Below are 17,939 nucleotides of genomic sequence, written 5' to 3'. Positions count from 1 at the left end.
CGCGAAAGCGGTGTGCCAGGCAACATCGATGTCGACTGACACGACCTCTTCGCGAGCAACCCTGCTCCCACAGGGTTATGCGTTAGTGAAACAATACCGCTGTTTTCTGCAGGGTCACCCAAACACCCCACGCCAACGGAATCCCCACCACCAGCCACGCAGCCACGGCCAACGGCTTGGTGCCTGCATCCGCTTTCCACTCCAGCACGGTGCTGGCGTCAGCACCCTTGTCGTGGCCCAGCGCCTGTTCGGCGGCCAGTTCAGCATCGGTCATGAAGTACTTGTCGGCCACCGGGCGCACCAGCAGGTTGCAGATGAAACCCAGCACCAGCAGGCCAGCGAGGATGTACAGAGTGATGTCGTATGCCGCGGCACGTTCGACGCCGATGCTCAGCTGATATTCACGCAGGTAGTTCACCAACACCGGCCCCAACACACCCGCCGCCGCCCAGGCTGTCAGCAGACGACCGTGGATCGCGCCGACCATTTGCGTACCGAACAAGTCCGCGAGATAGGCAGGAACAGTCGCAAAACCACCGCCGTACATCGACAGGATGATGCAGAACGCCGCCACGAACAGCGCAACGCTGCCCAGGTGACCGAGGTTCGGGATCAGTGCATACAGGGCGAAACCCAGGGCGAAGAACACAAAATAGGTGTTTTTGCGGCCCAGGTAGTCCGAGAACGAAGCCCAGAAGAACCGGCCACCGATGTTGAACAGGCTCAGCAAACCGGTGAAACCGGCGGCGATGGCAGCGATCGACACCAGTTGCGAAGCGTCCAGTTGACCGAACGTCAGGTCGTTGCCAAGCAATTTACCGGCGAACACTTCCTGCAACAGCGGCGAAGCCATGCCGAGGATGCCGATACCCGCCGAAACGTTCAGGCACAGCACCAGCCATACCAGACGGAATTGTGGGGTTTTCCACGCCACATTCACGTGGACGTGCCGGTGAGTGATCATCGCGTTCGAAGCTTTTTTCGCCGGAGCCGTCCAGCCTTCAGGCTTCCAGCCGGTTGGCGGAACGCGGTAGGACAGTGCGCCACCGATCATGAACACGAAGTAGATCGCGGCCATCACCAGGAAGCTCTGCCATACACCGACGCTGGTTGGCGAAGCAAAGTGGCCCATCAGGGCCGCAGCCAGTGGAGCGCCGACCATCGCGCCACCACCGAAACCCATGATCGCCATGCCGGTCGCCATGCCGCGCTTGTCCGGGAACCACTTGATCAGAGTCGAGACCGGCGAAATGTAACCCAGCCCCAGGCCGATACCGCCAATGACCCCGGAGCCGATCCACATCAGCCAGATCTGGTGGGTATAGACCCCCAACGCCGAAATCAGCAGACCGCCACACCAGCACAGTGCCGACACAACACCGGCCTTGCGAGGACCTGCGTGTTCCAGCCAGCCGCCCCAGATCGCTGCCGAGCAGCCGAGGAAGATGAAGAACAGGGTGTAGATCCAGCCGAGCATCGAGATCGGCCAGTCGCATTGCGACGAAAAGACCTGAGCGATAAAGCTCATGTCCGGCGCGCAAGTCACGGCTTTGGTGACGCCCAAAGCTTTGGACAGCGGCAACCAGAACACCGAAAAGCCGTAGGCCATGCCGATGCAGAGGTGGATGGCCAGCGCGGCCGGTGGTACAAGCCAGCGGTTAAAACCGGGCTTGGCGATGATGCGTTCCTTGGACAGGAACGCGGGCCGGTCGGCAAAGCCGTCCGCCGTGATGCTCGTAGTCATGGTGTTTCCCCCAATTATTAGTAGGGTTCGCCAGCCGCTCCTCACCCCCAGCCTTTATGCACGCAGACATGACTGTTTTTAGGTGAAGCTTCATTTTGGTGCGACATCGCGTCGCAGAAGGACGGACGAACGGGCAAAGGTTACCATTTGCAGGTGACAGAAAAACCAAACTGATATCACCTTTTGTATGTCATCTGATCTCGTACCACTGGAAGACATGTTTTCAGCCTGCGGGACCGTATAAACCTTTCAAGGGAGACACCATGCCGATCATCGTCGAGCTGCTGAACCAGGCCACTTATCAGGATCAGCAGGACCTGCAGAAGATCTACCGCGATGCCCCGGACTGGCTGTTTGCGCCGTTTACAGGGGATGCGGAGCTGATCGAAGGCTGTCTACGGGACAGTTCGCTGATTGTCGGGCGTTTCAATGATCGGTTGCTGGGCGCAGCACGTTTGCAACGGCACCAGGACGTCTGGCATTTGTCCCATTTATGCGTACGAAAAATCACCCGTCGTCGTGGTGTTGCCGAGCGTCTGGTGAGCGAAGCGCAGAAAATGGCATCGCAATCGGGCGCGACATTGCACCTGCTGGCACCCGCCGGGCACCTAGAAGCCCAGGCGCTGGCGGCTAAGCTGAAGGTGCCGCTGGATGTGCTCGCGACGTGATCGCTGACCGGTCGGCCACTTCGGGGCGCTATACTCCCCGGCTAAATTTCGAATTCGACTAATACAAGGACTCGCCCATGAAAGCGTTCGGCAAAATCCTGGGTCTGGTACTTCTCGGGCTGTTGCTGATCATTGTGGCGCTGGGCTTTGCCCTGACCCACTTCTTCGATCCCAACGACTACAAAGACGAGATTCGCCAGATTGCCCGCGACAAGGCCCACATCGAGCTGACGCTCAATGGCGACATCGGCTGGAGCCTGTTCCCCTGGCTGGGCCTGGAATTGCACGAAGCCAGTGTGGCGACCCTGGCCAAGCCCACCGAGCCGTTTGCCGACCTGCAGATGCTCGGTCTGTCGGTCCGCGTGATTCCGCTGCTGCGCCGCGAAGTGCAGATGAGCGATGTGCGCGTCGAAGGCCTGAACCTGCGCCTGAACCGTGACAAGGACGGCCATGGCAACTGGGAAGACATCGGCAAGGTGCCGGTGCCGGCACCTGCGGCTGCGACGACCTCGACCACAACGCCCGCCACCACCGGCGAACCCGCACCAACGACCACCGCCCAGGCCGAAAAACCGGCTCAACCGGTCCGTCTGGACATCGACAGCCTGACTGTCAACAACGCCCGTGTTGAGTACAACGACGAGAAAACCGGCAAGCAGTTCAGCGCCGAAAGCATCCAGCTAAGCACCGGCCCGGTCCATGATTCGACCAACATCCCGGTCAAACTCACGGCGTTCCTGGGTACCAACCAACCGGTTCTGCGAGTACGGACCGAGCTGGCTGGCGAGCTGCGTTTCGAGCGTGCGCTGCAGCGCTACAAATTCGAAGACATGAAATTCTCCGGCGAAGTATCTGGCGATCCGCTGCAAGGCAAGACCATGACCTTCGCCGCTCAAGGTCAATTGCTGCTGGACAAGGCCGCCAACGTCGCCGAATGGACCGGCATCAAGATCTCCGCCAACCAGTTGCGCGCCTTGGGTGAACTGAAAGCCAACGACCTCGACAAGACCCCGCAAATCAGCGGTGGCCTGTCGATTGCCCAATTCGATCTGGCGAAATTCGTCGACAGCATCGGCCAGAAACTCCCGGCGATGGCCGAAGGTAGCCTGAGCAAAGTTGAACTGGTCAGCCAGGTTGCCGGCACGCCGACCAGCCTGTCGCTCGACAACCTCAACCTGAAACTCGACGACAGCAACTTCAGCGGCCGCATCGCCATTGAAGACTTCGCCAAGCAATCGCTGCGGGCAACCCTCAAGGCAGACACCTTCAACGTCGACCGTTACCTGCCGCCGAAATCCGCCGAAGCCAACAGCGCAACGCAGGTGCGCAAGGCTGAAGTGGCCAGCACCGAGGCCGATGCTCTGGCCGGCCCTGGCAGCACACCGCTACCGCCATCACCGACCAAAGGCCCGTGGAGCAGCGACCGTCTGTTCCCGGTGGAACGCCTGAGCAAACTCGATGTGGACGCCGACCTGACCTTCGAACAACTGACCCTCGACAAACTGCCGATCCAGAACGCGGCGCTCAAAGCCAACGGCCAGGGCGGCTTGCTGACCCTGGAGAACCTGCGCGGCGATCTGTACGACGGTAACTTCGAAGCCAAGGGCACCCTGGATGTGCGCCAGCAAGTGCCGGCGCTGAACATGCAGACGCGCATCAACAACGTGCCGGTGGAGAAAATCCTCGAGGGCCAGGGGAAAAATCCACCGGTCAAAGGCCAGGTCACGCTCAACAGCACCCTGACCGGCAGTGGCAATAGCGAGAGCGCGCTGATCGACAGCCTCAACGGCAACGCCAGCTTCGTCATCAACAACGGCATGCTGCTCAATGCCAACCTTGAGCAACAACTGTGCAAAGGCATCGCCACCCTGAATCGCAAAACCCTCAGTGGCGAACCACGGGGCAAGGACACTCCCTTCGAGGAGCTCAAGGGCAACCTGACTTTGCGCAACGGCGTGGCCAATAACCCGGACCTGAAAGTGCGCGTCCCGGGCATGACCGTGAACGGTAACGGCGACATCGACCTGCGGGTGCTGGGCATGGATTACCGCCTGGGCATCATCGTCGAAGGCGACAAGAGCGACATGCCGGACCCGGCCTGTCAGGTCGGCGAGAAATTCGTCGGCATCGAATGGCCGCTGCGCTGCCGTGGCCCGCTGGAGCTGGGCGCCAAGGCTTGCCGCCTCGACAGCGAACGCATGAGCCAGGTCGCCAGCAAACTGGCCGGCGAGCGCATCAGCGAAAAAATCGACGAGAAGCTTGGCGATAAAGTCAGCCCGGAACTGAAAAACGCGCTCAAGGGGCTGTTCAAGCGATGAGAGCCGAGCAGTTTTCAACGGCCGTACTGGATTGGTACGACCGCCATGGCCGCCACGATTTGCCTTGGCAACAGGGCATCACCCCTTACCGGGTATGGGTCTCGGAAATCATGTTGCAGCAGACCCAGGTCAGCACGGTGCTGAACTACTTCGACCGGTTCATGGCCTCGCTGCCAACCGTCGAAGCCTTGGCCGCAGCACCGGAAGACGAAGTACTGCACCTGTGGACCGGCCTCGGTTACTACACCCGCGCGCGCAACCTGCAAAAGACCGCGAAGATTGTGGTCGCCGAATATGGCGGCGAGTTTCCCCGTGATGTGGAAAAACTCACCGAGCTGCCGGGTATCGGCCTGTCCACCGCCGGGGCGATTGCCAGCCTGAGCATGGGTATCCGCGCGCCGATCCTCGACGGCAACGTCAAACGGGTGCTGGCGCGTTTTACCGCGCAAGAGGGTTATCCGGGCGAGCCGAAGGTCGCCAAACAGCTGTGGGCCAACGCTGAGCGCTTCACGCCGCATGATCGGGTCAACGCCTACACCCAGGCGATGATGGATCTGGGCGCCACGCTCTGCACCCGCAGCAAGCCGAGCTGCCTGCTTTGCCCGTTGGAAAAGGGCTGCGAAGCACACATGCTCGGCCTGGAAACCCGCTACCCGATCCCCAAGCCACGCAAAGCCGTGCCACAGAAGCGCACGCTGATGCCGATGCTCGCCAACGGCGACGGCGCGATTCTGCTTTACCGACGCCCGTCCACGGGCCTGTGGGGCGGTCTCTGGAGCCTGCCGGAACTCGATGACCTCGACGACCTGCAACATCTGGCCTCGCAGCACTCGCTGGAACTGGGCAGCCAGCAGGCACTGCCGAGCCTGGTGCACACCTTCAGCCATTTTCAGTTATCCATCGAACCCTGGCTGGTGCAGGTCCAGGAGGCCGGTCATCACGTGGCCGAGGCCGACTGGCTCTGGTATAACCTCGCCACCCCGCCGCGCCTGGGCCTTGCCGCCCCGGTCAAAACCTTGCTCGAACGCGCGGCCGCCGTATTGAACGCAGGAGAGTCGTCATGACCCGCACCATCATGTGCCGCAAGTACAAAGAAGAACTACCCGCCCTGGAGCGCGCTCCATTCCCGGGTGCAAAAGGTCAGGACATTTTTGACCACGTCTCGGCCAAGGCCTGGGCCGACTGGCAGAAACACCAGACCCTGCTGATCAACGAAAAACGCCTGAACATGATGAACGCCGAAGACCGCAAATACCTTCAGGGTGAGATGGACAAGTTCTTTTCCGGCGAGGAATACGCCAAGGCTGAAGGCTACGTTCCACCTGCTCAATAATTGATCAAAATCCGGGGTCGGCACGTAAGCGACGGTAATAATTAAATATTTTTTGAAAACTTGCTTGACGACCCCCTGAAAAACCCGTTTAATGCGCCCCGTTGCCCAGATAGCTCAGTCGGTAGAGCAGGGGATTGAAAATCCCCGTGTCGGCGGTTCGATTCCGTCTCTGGGCACCAAATACCGAAAACCCTGAATCGCAAGATTCAGGGTTTTTTTATGCCTGCGATTTAATCAGACATCACGCAGCCACCTCTTTTAACTAGTTTACACCGCCCCAGTGGAAAACCAGGTTGCGAGCGGCACCACTGCCCACATCCGCCGTATCACGCCGCACCTCACCTTTATGTGTGGCGACAACGGTGTACTTGCCGGCAGGCAGCTGAACGTAAACCAACGGTCCGGCCTCACTCAGCGTCAGCACGGTCTGCCCTGTGGCTTTTTGAATAACCAGATCCACATCGGGAACGTATTCGTCCTGAGGCCCGGTGGAGAAGGTCATGTGCAGGTTGTAGCCCTTGGTTTGCTGAATGGCCTTAGCCTCGTCCTCTCCAATCCCCCCGGACAGGTAGGTAATCCCGTTTTGTTGTTGCTGCTGGACTTGCACGGCTGAGCTGTCGATTGGCTCAAGGCTGGCGGCGTTAAGCGCGACTGGCAACAGCAGTACGCCGACAGCGGCGATGGGCAGCATGAATGAATGGACGTACTTCATGATGGCGACTCCCGGGTTACGTAGAACCCACTCGTTACTCCTTTTAGATTTATCGCCGAATACTCAAGTTTTAGATCGATTCGGAATTGAGCTCACTGCGAATCGGACTACACGATTTACTCCTCAAGTACGAGCTGTATTCGGTGGTGTCCTGCAAGACGAATCCGATATTTCCTTCCGATTTACCAGCAGCGCCCGGCATCGTCGACTATCGCTCTCCTGCCATCCTCTTGCGTCTGTTTCCAGCTGCGGAAGATGTCATGAGCCACCTCAAACCCGATAACACTCAAGATCCACAAATGGCTTCACTGCTCGGCAGTCTTGGCGAACTGATCCGTGAAGCGCGTCAAAAGGTCCTGAGAGCGGTCGATACCGTTCAGGTGCAAACCTGTTGGCAGATCGGCCGGCATATTGTGGAATTCGAACAGGAAGGCGCTCGGCGGGCGGCTTATGGCAAGCAGCTGCTGTCGACATTGGCGCATGCACTGACAGCGGAGTTTGGGAAAGGCTTCGACGCCTCCAATCTCCGCTACATGCGCCAGTTCTATCAAGCATTCCCGATTCGTGACGCACTGCGTCACGAATTGAGCTGGACCCACTACCGCAGACTGCTACGAGTCGATAACGACAACGCTCGCCACTGGTACATGAACGAATCAGCACTCCAGAACTGGTCAAGTCGCGCCCTTGAGCGCCAGATCAACACCCTCTACTACGAACGCCTGCTGGCGAGCCGCGACCGGGTTGCCGTCAAGCAGGAAGCCGCCACCAACATCCAGCAAATGAACGCCAGCCCTCGGGATTTCATCCGGGACCCCGTGCTACTGGAGTTTCTCGGCCTGCCCAATGCGGGCCTGGTTCAGGAAAGCGAACTTGAACAAGCACTGATCGATCAACTTCAGGGTTTTCTGCTCGAACTGGGCAAAGGCTTCGCCTTCATCGCTCGCCAGCAACGCATCAGTACCGAGAGCAAAGACTTCTACATCGACCTGGTGTTCTACAACTACCTGCTCAAGTGCTTCGTCATCTTCGACCTCAAGCGTGGCGTACTGACCCACCAGGATGTCGGCCAGATGGACATGTATGTACGCATGTACGACGACCTCAAGCGCGGACCGGACGACCGCCCCACCGTCGGCCTCATTCTCTGCGCGCAAAAAGATGAATCGGTGGTGCGCTATTCAGTGCTGCAAGGCAATGAACAGCTGTTCGCAAGTACCTACAGACTGGTGCTGCCGAGTGAGGAGGAACTTCGCACAGAACTGGATCGGGAATGGGCGGTGCTTGAGGAACGGTTACTCAAGCGCCCCCGATAAGCGCGGGCAGATTGTTCATAAACGGCATGACGACTATGGTGAGTAACTCGTCGCAAAGGTTCAAAGCCGATGAACTTACAGGACATACCCTCACTGGCACCGACGCAACTCGAGTTGCCGTTGCCCACCCGCACACCCGGCGAATCCTTCAAGGAACCCGCCGCCGATGGCTTCCTCCTTGGCGGCTTCACCTGGCGGCACACCCATCAAGACCCAACTCGCCCGGTGGTGATCATCAACGCCGCCACCTCTGTCCGTTGCCGGCACTATTCGCGCTTCGCCGATTACCTGTTCGCCAACGGCTTTGATGTGATCACTTATGACTACCGTGGCATCGGCGAGTCGCGTCCCGCATCGCTGAAAGGGCTTGAGGCCACATGGTCCGACTGGGGCGCGCTGGATTTCGAGGCGATGCTGCAAAGAGCGCAACGCGTATTTGCGGGACAACCCATCAATGTCGTCGGCCACAGCTTCGGCGGCTGTGCTGCGGGGCTGGGGGCCTCCGGGCATTTGATCCGACGCCTGGTGACAGTGGGCGCGCAGTTCGCTTACTGGCGCGACTACGCCCCCGCTCATCGCTGGCGGATGTTCGCCAAGTGGCACGTGGTGATGCCGTTGATGACGACGCTTTGCGGCTACTTCCCCGGCAAACGCCTGGATTGGCTCGAAGACACCCCCGCCGGCGTGGTTCGCGACTGGAGCACGCCCAGCGACCGATATGAGAAGCGCCCCAGCGGTCGTCTCATCCACGCCAGAACCGGTCGGCTCCCCTTCGCCAACGTCAGCGCACAAACCCTGGCCATCAGCCTCAGTGACGATCCCTACGGCACGACACCCGCTATCGAGCGCCTGCTCGGCTACTTCACCAACAGTACAAATACCCACCTGAGAATCGCGCCTGAGGACATCGGCGAAGAAGAAGTCGGACATTTCGCCTTTTTTCGCAGCGCATACCAAGCCACACTATGGCCCATTGCATTGTCCTGGCTGCAGACCGGCGAGTTGGCCCCCGATACACCCGGGCGGCGAATGCCACGCAACTGATTTGATGCGCCCTCTCAACGAATTACGGAACGACGCCCATGGCCTCCGCCAACAAGCAGAACAAACGCGCCTCCCGCGCCAAAGCCAAGGCCAAGCAGAACCGCACCCAGCGGGCCGCCGCGCCGGTCGAGCTGGACCCGAACGACGATCGCATCGACTTCGAATCGGTGGACCTGACCGAACTGTTCAAAAAAATGATCGACGCCGAAAAGTCCAGTCAGCAAGCCATGTGCACAGCCTTCCTTGAAGACCCGCTGCTGGAGCTGGTGTACGAACAGGAAGGCGAAGAAGGCGCGATGGATTTCATACTTGCGGCACTGATCGAATACCGCCAATGGTCCACCGAGACCGACGAGGCCGGTGCACTGGCGTGGATCGAATCGCCAGCCTTCCAGGCTGATTACGTGGCGGCGTCCGACGCCATCGCGGCCCAAACCCAACAGAAAACCCACTGAGTTCCCATGGCATCCCTGAATAAGCAACAGAAACGCGCCAAACGCGCAAAGGCCAAAGCCAAACAGATCCGCATGGTCGGCAGAAAGCCTGCCGATCTGAACGATGACCTGGGTGAGATCGGCGAGCCGATCCCGGAATACACCCTGGCGATGTTCAGCAAAATGCGTGACGCCGAAGCCACCAGCCGCAACGAAATGCTGCTGACCCTGCTGTCGAACCTCGCCGGGATCATCAGCGACCATCCAGAACTGCTGGACATGGAAAACGCCGACAACGAAGCCATGGCCGCCACGCACCTGGCCGCCGACATGCTGATCGACTACCGCATGTGGGCCGATGGCATGGACCGCGATACCGCCCAGGCCTGGCTGACCGACCCGCAATTCATCACTGATTTTGGCGATGCGCTGGACAGCTATCGTCAGTCGCTGGATGCGCAGGAAGAAAAGGGCGAGTAAACATCCCCTCAGAAACAAAAACGGCCGCTTGTCATCACTGACAGCGGCCGTTTTGCGTTACGCAGTACGGATCAGCTCAGCACCACCGCGCCCAGTTTCTGCAGCTTGCGACGACGCGCCACAAACAGACCGGCAGCCACCACCAACATGCTCAGCAGACCCGTCGCGAGGATCTCCACGCGATGCGCTTCCTGGAACAGCATGATGGTCAGGGCGGCGATGATGAATACGATCACCGCGTAGGTCAGACCCGGGAACAGCCACATGCTGAAGGCGATTTTTTCACCGCGAGCCATGCGCTGTTTGCGCATACGCAGTTGCGAAAACGCGATCACCAGGTACACCAGCAACGCGATGGCGCCAGAGCTGGCCAGCAGGAATTCGAACACGGCAGCCGGGGCCACGTAGTTGGCGAAGACTGCAAGGAATGCCGCAGCGGTCGACAGCATCACGGCCCAATAAGGCGTGCCGCTGCTATTGGTGCGCTGGGAAACGGCCGGCGCGTCGCCGCGTTTACCCAACGAGAACATCATCCGCGAAGCGGTGTAGAGCGCGGAGTTCAGGCAGCTGGTGACCGCAACCAGAACCACGATATCAACGATCAGCTTGGCATTCGGGATGCCCATGCGCTCAAGCACAGTCTGGTAAGAACCGACACTGGCGAGAATCGGGTCGTTCCATGGCACCAAGGCCACAACGATGAAGATGGAGACGAGGTAGAACAAGCCAATCCGCCAGATGACCGAGTTGGTAGCCTTGGAAATCTGCTGGCCAGGGTTCTTCGATTCCGCGGCCGCGATGGTCACGATCTCGGTGCCCATGAAGGAAAACATGGTGGTCAGAATCGCGCCGAGCACCGCGCCCATGCCGTTTGGCAGGAAGCCTTGAGTGTCAAACAGGTGCGACACGCCGCTGACCTGGCTGGTGGGCAGGAGGCCGAAGATCGCCAGAATGCCCAGACCGATAAAGCCAATGATCGCCACGACTTTGACCAGGGCGAACCAGAACTCGAACTCGCCGTAGTTCTTCACGCTGAACAGGTTAGTCACCGTCAACAGTAACGTGATGACCAAGGTGAAGGCCCAGATCGCCACGTTCGGGAACCAGGCATGCAGAATGGTCGCCGCAGCGTTAGCTTCCAGCGGGATGACCAAAACCCAGAACCACCAGTAGAGCCAGCCGATGGTGAAACCGGCCCAGTGACCGATCGCACGATCGGCATACGTCGAGAAGGAGCCTGTATCTGGCGATGCAACGGCCATCTCGCCGAGCATGCGCATGACCAGAACCACCAGCGCACCGGCGGCAGCGTAGGCCAACAGCACGGCCGGGCCTGCAGCGGCGATGGCGTGGCCGGAGCCGACGAACAGCCCGGCGCCGATGACACCGGCGATCGACAGCATGGTCACATGACGCGGTTTGAGCCCCTGTTCGAGGCCATTGGAGCTTTGCGTACTGCTCATTGAAACTACCTTTGCCTGGAAATCGATTCAGTCCACCCTGCCTGAAAATCCCTTCTCGTAAAAAGAATCCAACAGAGTGTTCCTTATTCTGCACGCAATAATTGCGCCAAAATGTTTCACGCCCCCCGGTATACGCGGCCTGTGCGCCGATGGAGTGCTTATCGCAAGTCATTGAGATTAATGGCATTTAGCCAGAGCGTTACCTTGCCACCCACTTCAGGAACGAATCCATGCACCGGAAACACACCCAAAAAGGCAGGCGCGCACAATAAAAGTGCAGATCAGGAACGTTTGGCCGGTTAGCGCTTCCAACACCCCGCCAAAGCTGGCAACATCGCGCCTTTTTTTACGGGACAGTCGGACCACATCGGGTTCAAACGGCTGTTCGGTTGATAGCAGCGCGACAGTCTGCTGTACCGATGCGACAACCTGCCACACGCCATCCGTTTACCGTCCCGAGCGCTGTTGGCTGCCATTCGAACGCTATGCTAGCTTGGCCGCCTCGCCAGGAAGGCGACCAACAGCAGGAGCGCAACACACTATGAGGAACGCACATGGCTGAGGCCACGCCCGCGCTTGAAATCCGCAACTTGCACAAACGCTACGGACAGCTTGAGGTGCTCAAAGGCATCTCGCTGACCGCCCGCGACGGCGACGTGATCTCGATCCTGGGCTCCTCCGGTTCCGGCAAGTCCACGTTCCTGCGTTGCATCAACCTGCTGGAAAACCCGCACCAGGGCCAGATCCTGGTGGCCGGCGAAGAACTCAAGCTCAAGTCTGCCAAGAACGGCGAACTGGTCGCTGCCGACGGCAAACAGATCAATCGCCTGCGCAGCGAGATCGGTTTTGTATTTCAAAACTTTAATCTCTGGCCGCACATGACCGTGCTCGACAACATTATCGAGGCTCCTCGCCGCGTACTCGGTCAGAGCAAGGCCGAGGCCATCGAAGTCGCCGAAGCCCTGCTGGCCAAGGTCGGCATCGCTGACAAGCGCCACGCCTACCCCGCACAACTCTCCGGCGGCCAGCAGCAACGCGCGGCCATCGCCCGAACTTTGGCGATGCAACCCAAGGTGATCCTGTTCGACGAACCCACCTCCGCCCTTGACCCGGAAATGGTCCAGGAAGTACTTAATGTCATCCGCGCGCTGGCCGAAGAAGGCCGCACCATGCTGCTCGTGACCCATGAAATGGGCTTCGCCCGTCAGGTTTCCAGCGAAGTGGTGTTCCTCCACCAGGGCTTGGTAGAAGAACAAGGATCGCCGCAGCAGGTGTTCGATAACCCGCTTTCGGCGCGCTGCAAACAATTCATGTCCAGCAACCGCTAACGGAGCTACCCGCATGCAGAACTACAAAAAAATCTTCCTGGCTGCGGCCGTCACCCTGGCCTTCAGCGCCGGTGCCGCCGCCGAGACCTTGAAGATGGGCATCGAAGCGGCCTACCCGCCGTTCAACAACAAAGATGCCAGTGGCAATGTCGTCGGCTTCGACAAAGACATCGGCGACGCCTTGTGCGCCAAGATGAAAGTCGAGTGCACCGTGGTCACCTCCGATTGGGACGGCATCATCCCGGCCCTGAACGCGAAGAAGTTCGACTTCCTGATCTCCTCGATGTCGATCACCGATGAGCGCAAGCAAGCGGTGGACTTCACCGCACCGTACTACTCCAACAAACTGCAGTTCATTGCCAAAAAAGACGTCGACTTCAAGACCGACAAGGCTTCGCTGCAAGGCAAGGTGATCGGCGCCCAACGCGCGACCCTCGCCGGCACCTGGCTGGAAGACAACATGGAAGGCGTCGAAGTCAAACTCTACGACACCCAGGAAAACGCTTACCTGGACCTGACTTCCGGTCGCCTGGACGGCATCCTGGCCGACAAGTACGTCAACTATGAGTGGCTGAAAAGCGACGCCGGCCGTCCTTACGAATTCAAGGGTGACCCGGTTGAAGAAAGCGACAAGATCGGTATCGCCGTTCGCAAGAACGACCCGATCCGCGAAAAGCTGAACGCTGCGCTGAAAGAAATCGTCGCTGACGGCACCTACAAAAAGATCAACGACAAGTACTTCCCGTTCAGCATCTATTGATTCTGACCTGCCTGACCGGCGCCGTTCGCTGACGGCGCCAGTCCTTGGCATTGCCTGCCGCGATTTGAAAAGAAATCCATGATTATCGACCTCTACGGATTCGGCCCGGCGCTCGCCGCTGGCGCGCTGATGACTGTGAAACTGGCACTCTCGGCCTTGTGCCTGGGGCTGGTGCTCGGTCTGCTCGGCGCCTTGGCCAAGACTTCCCCGTACAAGCCGCTGCAATGGCTTGGCGGCACTTATTCAACGCTGGTTCGCGGAATCCCGGAATTGCTCTGGGTGCTGTTGATCTACTTCGGCACAGTCAACCTAATGCGTGCGCTGGGTGAGTTCTTCGGCAATCCCGACCTCGAACTCAACGCCTTCGCCGCCGGCGTGATTGCGCTGGGGCTGTGTTTCGGCGCCTATGCCACGGAAGTGTTTCGCGGGGCGATTCTGGCGATTCCCAAAGGTCACCGTGAAGCCGGTGTGGCCCTGGGCCTGTCGAAATTCCGCATCTTCACCAAGTTGATCATGCCGCAGATGTGGCGCATCGCCCTGCCGGGCCTGGGCAATCTGTTCATGATTCTGATGAAAGACACTGCGCTGGTATCGGTCATCGGCCTGGAAGAAATCATGCGTCACGCGCAAATCGGCGTGACCGTGTCCAAGCAACCGTTCACCTTCTATATGGTGGCCGCGTTCATGTACCTGGGCCTGACCATTCTGGCCATGACCGGCATGCACTTCATGGAACGACGTGCCGCTCGCGGCTTTGCGAGGAGCACCCAATGAATTGGGAAGTCATCATCAAGTGGCTGCCAAAACTGGCTCAGGGCGCGACGCTGACCCTGGAACTGGTGGCCATCGCCGTGATTGCCGGGTTGCTGCTGGCAATTCCGCTGGGCATCGCTCGCTCATCGCGACTCTGGTATGTGCGGGCATTCCCCTACGGCTATATCTTCTTTTTCCGTGGCACACCGTTGCTGGTTCAGCTGTTCCTGGTCTACTACGGCCTGGCGCAATTCGACGCGGTGCGTAACAGCTCGATGTGGCCGTACCTGCGCGATCCGTTCTGGTGCGCCACCGCGACCATGACCTTGCACACCGCGGCCTACATCGCCGAGATCCTGCGTGGCGCGATCCAGGCGATTCCACCGGGCGAGATCGAAGCGGCGCGGGCGCTGGGCATGTCCCGGGCCAAGGCGTTGTTCTACATCATGCTGCCACGTGCTGCGCGTATCGGCCTGCCGGCGTACAGCAACGAAGTGATCCTGATGCTCAAGGCCAGTGCCCTGGCCAGTACCGTGACCCTGCTGGAGCTGACCGGCATGGCCCGCACCATCATTGCTCGCACCTACCTGCCGGTTGAGATCTTCTTCGCCGCGGGCATGTTCTATCTGCTGATGGCTTACGTGCTGGTGCGCGGCTTCAAGCTGCTGGAGCGCTGGTTGCGCGTCGATGCCTGCCAAGGGCGTTGATGCCTGGGTGCTGACGGGCGAGACCCTGCTCGCCCGCTTCGCTGCGCTGGATGCTTTTCTGATCGAGCATCAAGCGCTGTGGAAACCCCGACCGTTTACCCATCTGCAACTACCCTGGGAAACGTCCTACCCGGAACTGGCGTTGTGGCTACGCGGGCGGTCGCTGGAAGATGCAGAAAACAGTCATAACCAGCCTGGCTGGCTCGATGCGCCGGAGCCGTTTGCTTCATTGGCTGCGATGTCTCTTGAGCTGAGTGCGGTGGGTGAATTGCCGACACATGCGCTTGAAGCCGCGGGCCATCGGTTGAATGTGGATGTGCCGGGGCGCAAGTGGCAACAGATTGAAGCGTTCGCCAGTTGCCTGCAGTTCGCTCATGCCCCGACGCATTGGCTGGATTGGTGTTCGGGTAAAGGGCACTTGGGGCGACGTCTACTGCGAACCGGGCAACAATTGACCTGCCTTGAATACGACCCGGCACTGGTCGCCAGTGGTCAGGCACTGAGCCAGCGCCATCAATTGCATGCGCTGCATGTCGAACAGGATGTACTCGCGCCTGACGCAGCCTCTTTATTGAATGCCGATCACACGCCGGTTGCGCTGCATGCCTGCGGGGATCTGCATGTACGGCTGATCCAGCTCGCCAGCGCCGCCGGTTGCAAACAACTGGCTATCGCACCGTGCTGCTACAACCGGATCAGTCTGAACACCTATCGGCCACTTTCCTGTGCGGCTGAGCGCTCCGACCTACACCTCTCCCTCGATGATCTTGCGCTGCCGATGAGCGAAACCGTCACCGCTGGCGCTCGCGTCCGACGCCAACGCGACACCTCCATGGCCCGACGCCTGGCGTTCGACCTGCTGCAACGGCAACTGCGCGGTGTCGACGAATACCTGCCCACCCCTTCCCTGCCCAGCGCCTGGCTGGACAAACCGTTCGCCGATTACTGCCGCGATCTGGCCGCACTCAAAGACTTATCCACAATCGGCACGCCAGATTGGACCGAACTGGAAGCCGCCGGTTGGCAGCGACTGGCCGAAGTGCGCAACCTGGAGCTGCTGCGAGGCCTTTTCCGACGGCCTCTGGAGCTGTGGCTGGTACTCGATCGGGCACTTTTCCTCATTGAGCAGGGTTATGTCGTTCGTCTCGGCACCTTCTGCGAATCCCCACTCACACCGCGCAATTTCCTGCTTCTGGCAGAGCGCCCTTAAACAGTCTCAACCTGTGGATAACTCTGTTGATGGAATTATCGTGGATCCAATATCCACGGTGGTTTAGCCCACAAACACTGCTGGTCATTTTTCGTTCACATAAATAAAAAAACCTGTAAAACAGGCATTTGCGGACAAATGAGAACGAGTCCACAAAAGTGCGAAGATCGAGCAGATTCCGCCAGCCCGTTGTGCATAAGCATTAAATCAAAACGACATAACCGCCGAATTCCGGACATCACGGGCGAAAAATTGCGCCTGGCAATACCCCTTGCTATGCACGCATATGAGGGCGCCAACAGCGCGGCCATGAACAAGAAAAATCTTCGACCGCGACGTTCTCCAGAGGCCATCAATTCAGCCACCCCGTCACCAACACCAAAAACCACCTCCCCGCCGCCCTGCAACGCGCTGAACACGCCGAAGCGCAACTGCGGGCGATGCAAAACAGCCGAGCCTGGCGCACCCTGCTGAAACTCAAGAAAGTACTGCATCACGCCTGACCGAAAGCCTGCGCAAAAATAGTCTGAATTCAGGGGTTTACAGAACCAACCCAATCGCTATAATCGTCGCCCTGACACGCCGGTATAGCTCAGATGGTAGAGCAACTGACTTGTAATCAGTAGGTCCCGGGTTCGATTCCTGGTGCCGGCACCATACAAAACAAAGCCCTCGTAGAAATACGAGGGCTTTGTTGTTTCTGGCATCTAGAGAGGCAGCCCTTGTAGATACCGTCTTAACCCTCCCCTGCGCCAAATCTACCTGCACACCGCCCCATCACAATTTCACTTCAGCGCTAAGCACTTAACTGCCTAATCCAGTCAAGGCTCGCCACGGTAGAACCGGAAGGCCGGTATTCACACCCGATCCATCCTGTGTAGCCACGCTGCTCCAGCGCTGCGAACAAGGCTGCAAAGTCGATGCTCCCCGTTCCCGGCTCGTGGCGCCCCGGGCAGTCGGCAATTTGCACATGAACTGTTCTGTCGTAAAACCGAGCCAGAACATCTGCTGCGTCTCCAGTCAGAAGCTGGGCATGGTAAAGATCGAGGATCAGCCCGACACTCGGGAAGGTTTCCAGCACTTGTTGCGCCTTGCTGAAGTCAGACATGTAATAGCCCGGCATCTCCTGCGCACAAATTACTTCGATAAGCGGCCGCAAACCCTGATCCTCGAAGTACTTGACGGCATACTCCAGGTTGCTCCCGAAGACACGCCCTGCGTCATCTTGCGTCGTAACACCAGACATAATATGGACATCCGAACATGCCAGCGCCTTTGCATAGCTGGCGGCCCGGAGCAAACCGTTGCGAAACTCTTCCTCCTTGCCCTGCAAGGCAGCGATGCCTTTGGTAACGCCAGCCGGTGCAGCGAATTGAATCAATGGCAGACTGTATTGAGCCAGATGGTCGGCCAAGAGACTCGCGTCGAACTCATAGGGTGATGGGAACTCCACCGCCCGAAAACCAGCTGCGGCGGCTGCTTCGATGCGTTGCAGAAAAGGCAATTCATTGAATTGGAAGCCGAGATGAGCATTGAACTTGAGCATTGGGTAAATATCCATCCTGGGAAGAAAATCATCAGCCTGGAGCATCCTTCGTAACTCCAAAACCGGACTATAGGTTGACGTTGTCGGCAAGCTCAAATCATGCGGATCTTTTTTTCCTCAAAA

General features: G+C 58.9%; 17 protein-coding genes, 2 tRNA genes and 1 pseudogene. 16 read left to right on the top strand and 4 right to left on the bottom strand.

What is annotated here, in order from left to right; all coding sequences use genetic code 11:
* Window positions 1-82: 82 nt before the first annotated feature.
* A complete protein-coding gene (locus AC30D7_RS19350) occupies window positions 83-1,744 on the bottom strand; it encodes an OFA family MFS transporter (protein WP_490135133.1) in 1,662 nt (553 codons plus the stop codon).
* A gap of 263 nt (window positions 1,745-2,007) precedes the next feature.
* Between AC30D7_RS19350 and AC30D7_RS19345 the strand changes: the two genes are divergently transcribed.
* The 5 genes from AC30D7_RS19345 to AC30D7_RS19325 all read left to right on the top strand — a co-directional run bounded on the left by AC30D7_RS19345 (window position 2,008) and on the right by AC30D7_RS19325 (window position 6,242).
* Complete coding sequence (locus tag AC30D7_RS19345) at window positions 2,008-2,412, top strand: acetyl-CoA sensor PanZ family protein (RefSeq protein ID WP_490135132.1); 405 nt, start codon at window positions 2,008-2,010, stop codon at window positions 2,410-2,412.
* Between the two features lie 77 nt (window positions 2,413-2,489).
* Window positions 2,490-4,730: an AsmA family protein gene (locus AC30D7_RS19340; protein ID WP_490135131.1), complete on the top strand. Its 2,241-nt coding sequence runs from the start codon at window positions 2,490-2,492 to the stop codon at window positions 4,728-4,730.
* Window positions 4,727-5,794 (top strand): A/G-specific adenine glycosylase, encoded by a 1,068-nt coding sequence (gene mutY, locus AC30D7_RS19335; RefSeq protein WP_204123951.1) that lies wholly within the window; start codon window positions 4,727-4,729, stop codon window positions 5,792-5,794. The genes AC30D7_RS19340 and mutY overlap by 4 nt, the downstream gene beginning before the upstream one ends.
* Entirely contained in the window at window positions 5,791-6,063 is a 273-nt protein-coding gene (locus AC30D7_RS19330) for an oxidative damage protection protein (RefSeq protein ID WP_007939458.1), read from the top strand. Before mutY ends, AC30D7_RS19330 begins: the two co-directional genes overlap by 4 nt.
* Window positions 6,064-6,166: 103 nt before the next feature.
* Window positions 6,167-6,242 (top strand) — tRNA-Phe (locus AC30D7_RS19325).
* Between the two features lie 83 nt (window positions 6,243-6,325).
* Here the strand turns inward: AC30D7_RS19325 and AC30D7_RS19320 are convergent.
* Entirely contained in the window at window positions 6,326-6,775 is a 450-nt protein-coding gene (locus tag AC30D7_RS19320) for a carboxypeptidase regulatory-like domain-containing protein (RefSeq protein WP_490135130.1), read from the bottom strand.
* 260 nt (window positions 6,776-7,035) lie between these two features.
* Here AC30D7_RS19320 and AC30D7_RS19315 point away from each other — a divergent pair, with 260 nt between their 5' ends.
* The 4 genes from AC30D7_RS19315 to AC30D7_RS19300 all read left to right on the top strand — a co-directional run bounded on the left by AC30D7_RS19315 (window position 7,036) and on the right by AC30D7_RS19300 (window position 10,049).
* The gene (locus tag AC30D7_RS19315) at window positions 7,036-8,091 is read left to right on the top strand and encodes a PDDEXK nuclease domain-containing protein (protein ID WP_490135129.1); all 1,056 of its coding nucleotides are present in this window, start codon (window positions 7,036-7,038) and stop codon (window positions 8,089-8,091) included.
* Between the two features lie 69 nt (window positions 8,092-8,160).
* Window positions 8,161-9,135 carry an alpha/beta hydrolase family protein gene (locus tag AC30D7_RS19310; RefSeq protein WP_490135128.1) on the top strand — a complete coding sequence of 325 codons (975 nt, stop codon included), beginning with the start codon at window positions 8,161-8,163 and terminating at the stop codon, window positions 9,133-9,135.
* A 38-nt stretch (window positions 9,136-9,173) separates the two neighbouring features.
* Complete coding sequence (locus AC30D7_RS19305) at window positions 9,174-9,590, top strand: hypothetical protein (protein ID WP_019581792.1); 417 nt, start codon at window positions 9,174-9,176, stop codon at window positions 9,588-9,590.
* A 6-nt stretch (window positions 9,591-9,596) separates the two neighbouring features.
* Entirely contained in the window at window positions 9,597-10,049 is a 453-nt protein-coding gene (locus AC30D7_RS19300; protein ID WP_490135127.1) for a hypothetical protein, read from the top strand.
* A 71-nt stretch (window positions 10,050-10,120) separates the two neighbouring features.
* On the opposite strand, the gene gabP is transcribed toward AC30D7_RS19300, so the two are convergent.
* A complete protein-coding gene (gene gabP / locus AC30D7_RS19295; RefSeq protein ID WP_490135126.1) occupies window positions 10,121-11,512 on the bottom strand; it encodes a GABA permease in 1,392 nt (463 codons plus the stop codon).
* A 554-nt stretch (window positions 11,513-12,066) separates the two neighbouring features.
* On the opposite strand from gabP, the gene AC30D7_RS19290 reads away from it, so the two are divergent.
* The 7 genes and pseudogenes from AC30D7_RS19290 (at window position 12,067) to AC30D7_RS19260 (ending at window position 16,927) form a co-directional block, all read left to right on the top strand.
* Window positions 12,067-12,840 (top strand): ABC transporter ATP-binding protein, encoded by a 774-nt coding sequence (locus AC30D7_RS19290; RefSeq protein ID WP_019581789.1) that lies wholly within the window; start codon window positions 12,067-12,069, stop codon window positions 12,838-12,840.
* Between the two features lie 13 nt (window positions 12,841-12,853).
* Window positions 12,854-13,600, top strand: coding sequence for an ABC transporter substrate-binding protein (locus AC30D7_RS19285; RefSeq protein ID WP_018929227.1), 747 nt, complete (start codon window positions 12,854-12,856; stop codon window positions 13,598-13,600).
* Between the two features lie 78 nt (window positions 13,601-13,678).
* A complete protein-coding gene (locus AC30D7_RS19280) occupies window positions 13,679-14,374 on the top strand; it encodes an ABC transporter permease (RefSeq protein WP_413697375.1) in 696 nt (231 codons plus the stop codon).
* Entirely contained in the window at window positions 14,371-15,060 is a 690-nt protein-coding gene (locus tag AC30D7_RS19275) for an ABC transporter permease (RefSeq protein WP_007897471.1), read from the top strand. Before AC30D7_RS19280 ends, AC30D7_RS19275 begins: the two co-directional genes overlap by 4 nt.
* Entirely contained in the window at window positions 15,041-16,270 is a 1,230-nt protein-coding gene (locus AC30D7_RS19270; RefSeq protein WP_490135125.1) for a methyltransferase, read from the top strand. Before AC30D7_RS19275 ends, AC30D7_RS19270 begins: the two co-directional genes overlap by 20 nt.
* 338 nt (window positions 16,271-16,608) lie before the next feature.
* A pseudogene (locus tag AC30D7_RS19265) lies at window positions 16,609-16,773 on the top strand (FkbM family methyltransferase); the annotation flags it as partial.
* 78 nt (window positions 16,774-16,851) lie between these two features.
* A tRNA-Thr gene (locus AC30D7_RS19260) sits at window positions 16,852-16,927 on the top strand.
* 139 nt (window positions 16,928-17,066) lie between these two features.
* Here AC30D7_RS19260 and AC30D7_RS19255 read toward each other — a convergent pair.
* On the bottom strand, window positions 17,067-17,816 hold the full coding sequence (locus tag AC30D7_RS19255; protein ID WP_026331894.1) for a hydroxypyruvate isomerase family protein: 750 nt from the start codon (window positions 17,814-17,816) through the stop codon (window positions 17,067-17,069).
* Between the last annotated feature and the right edge of the window lie 123 nt (window positions 17,817-17,939).

The sequence above is a fragment of the Pseudomonas sp. DF5 genome, assembly GCF_058148225.1.
Note: the sequence above shows the minus strand (reverse complement) of the source record. Positions and strands in the feature narration are given on the sequence as shown.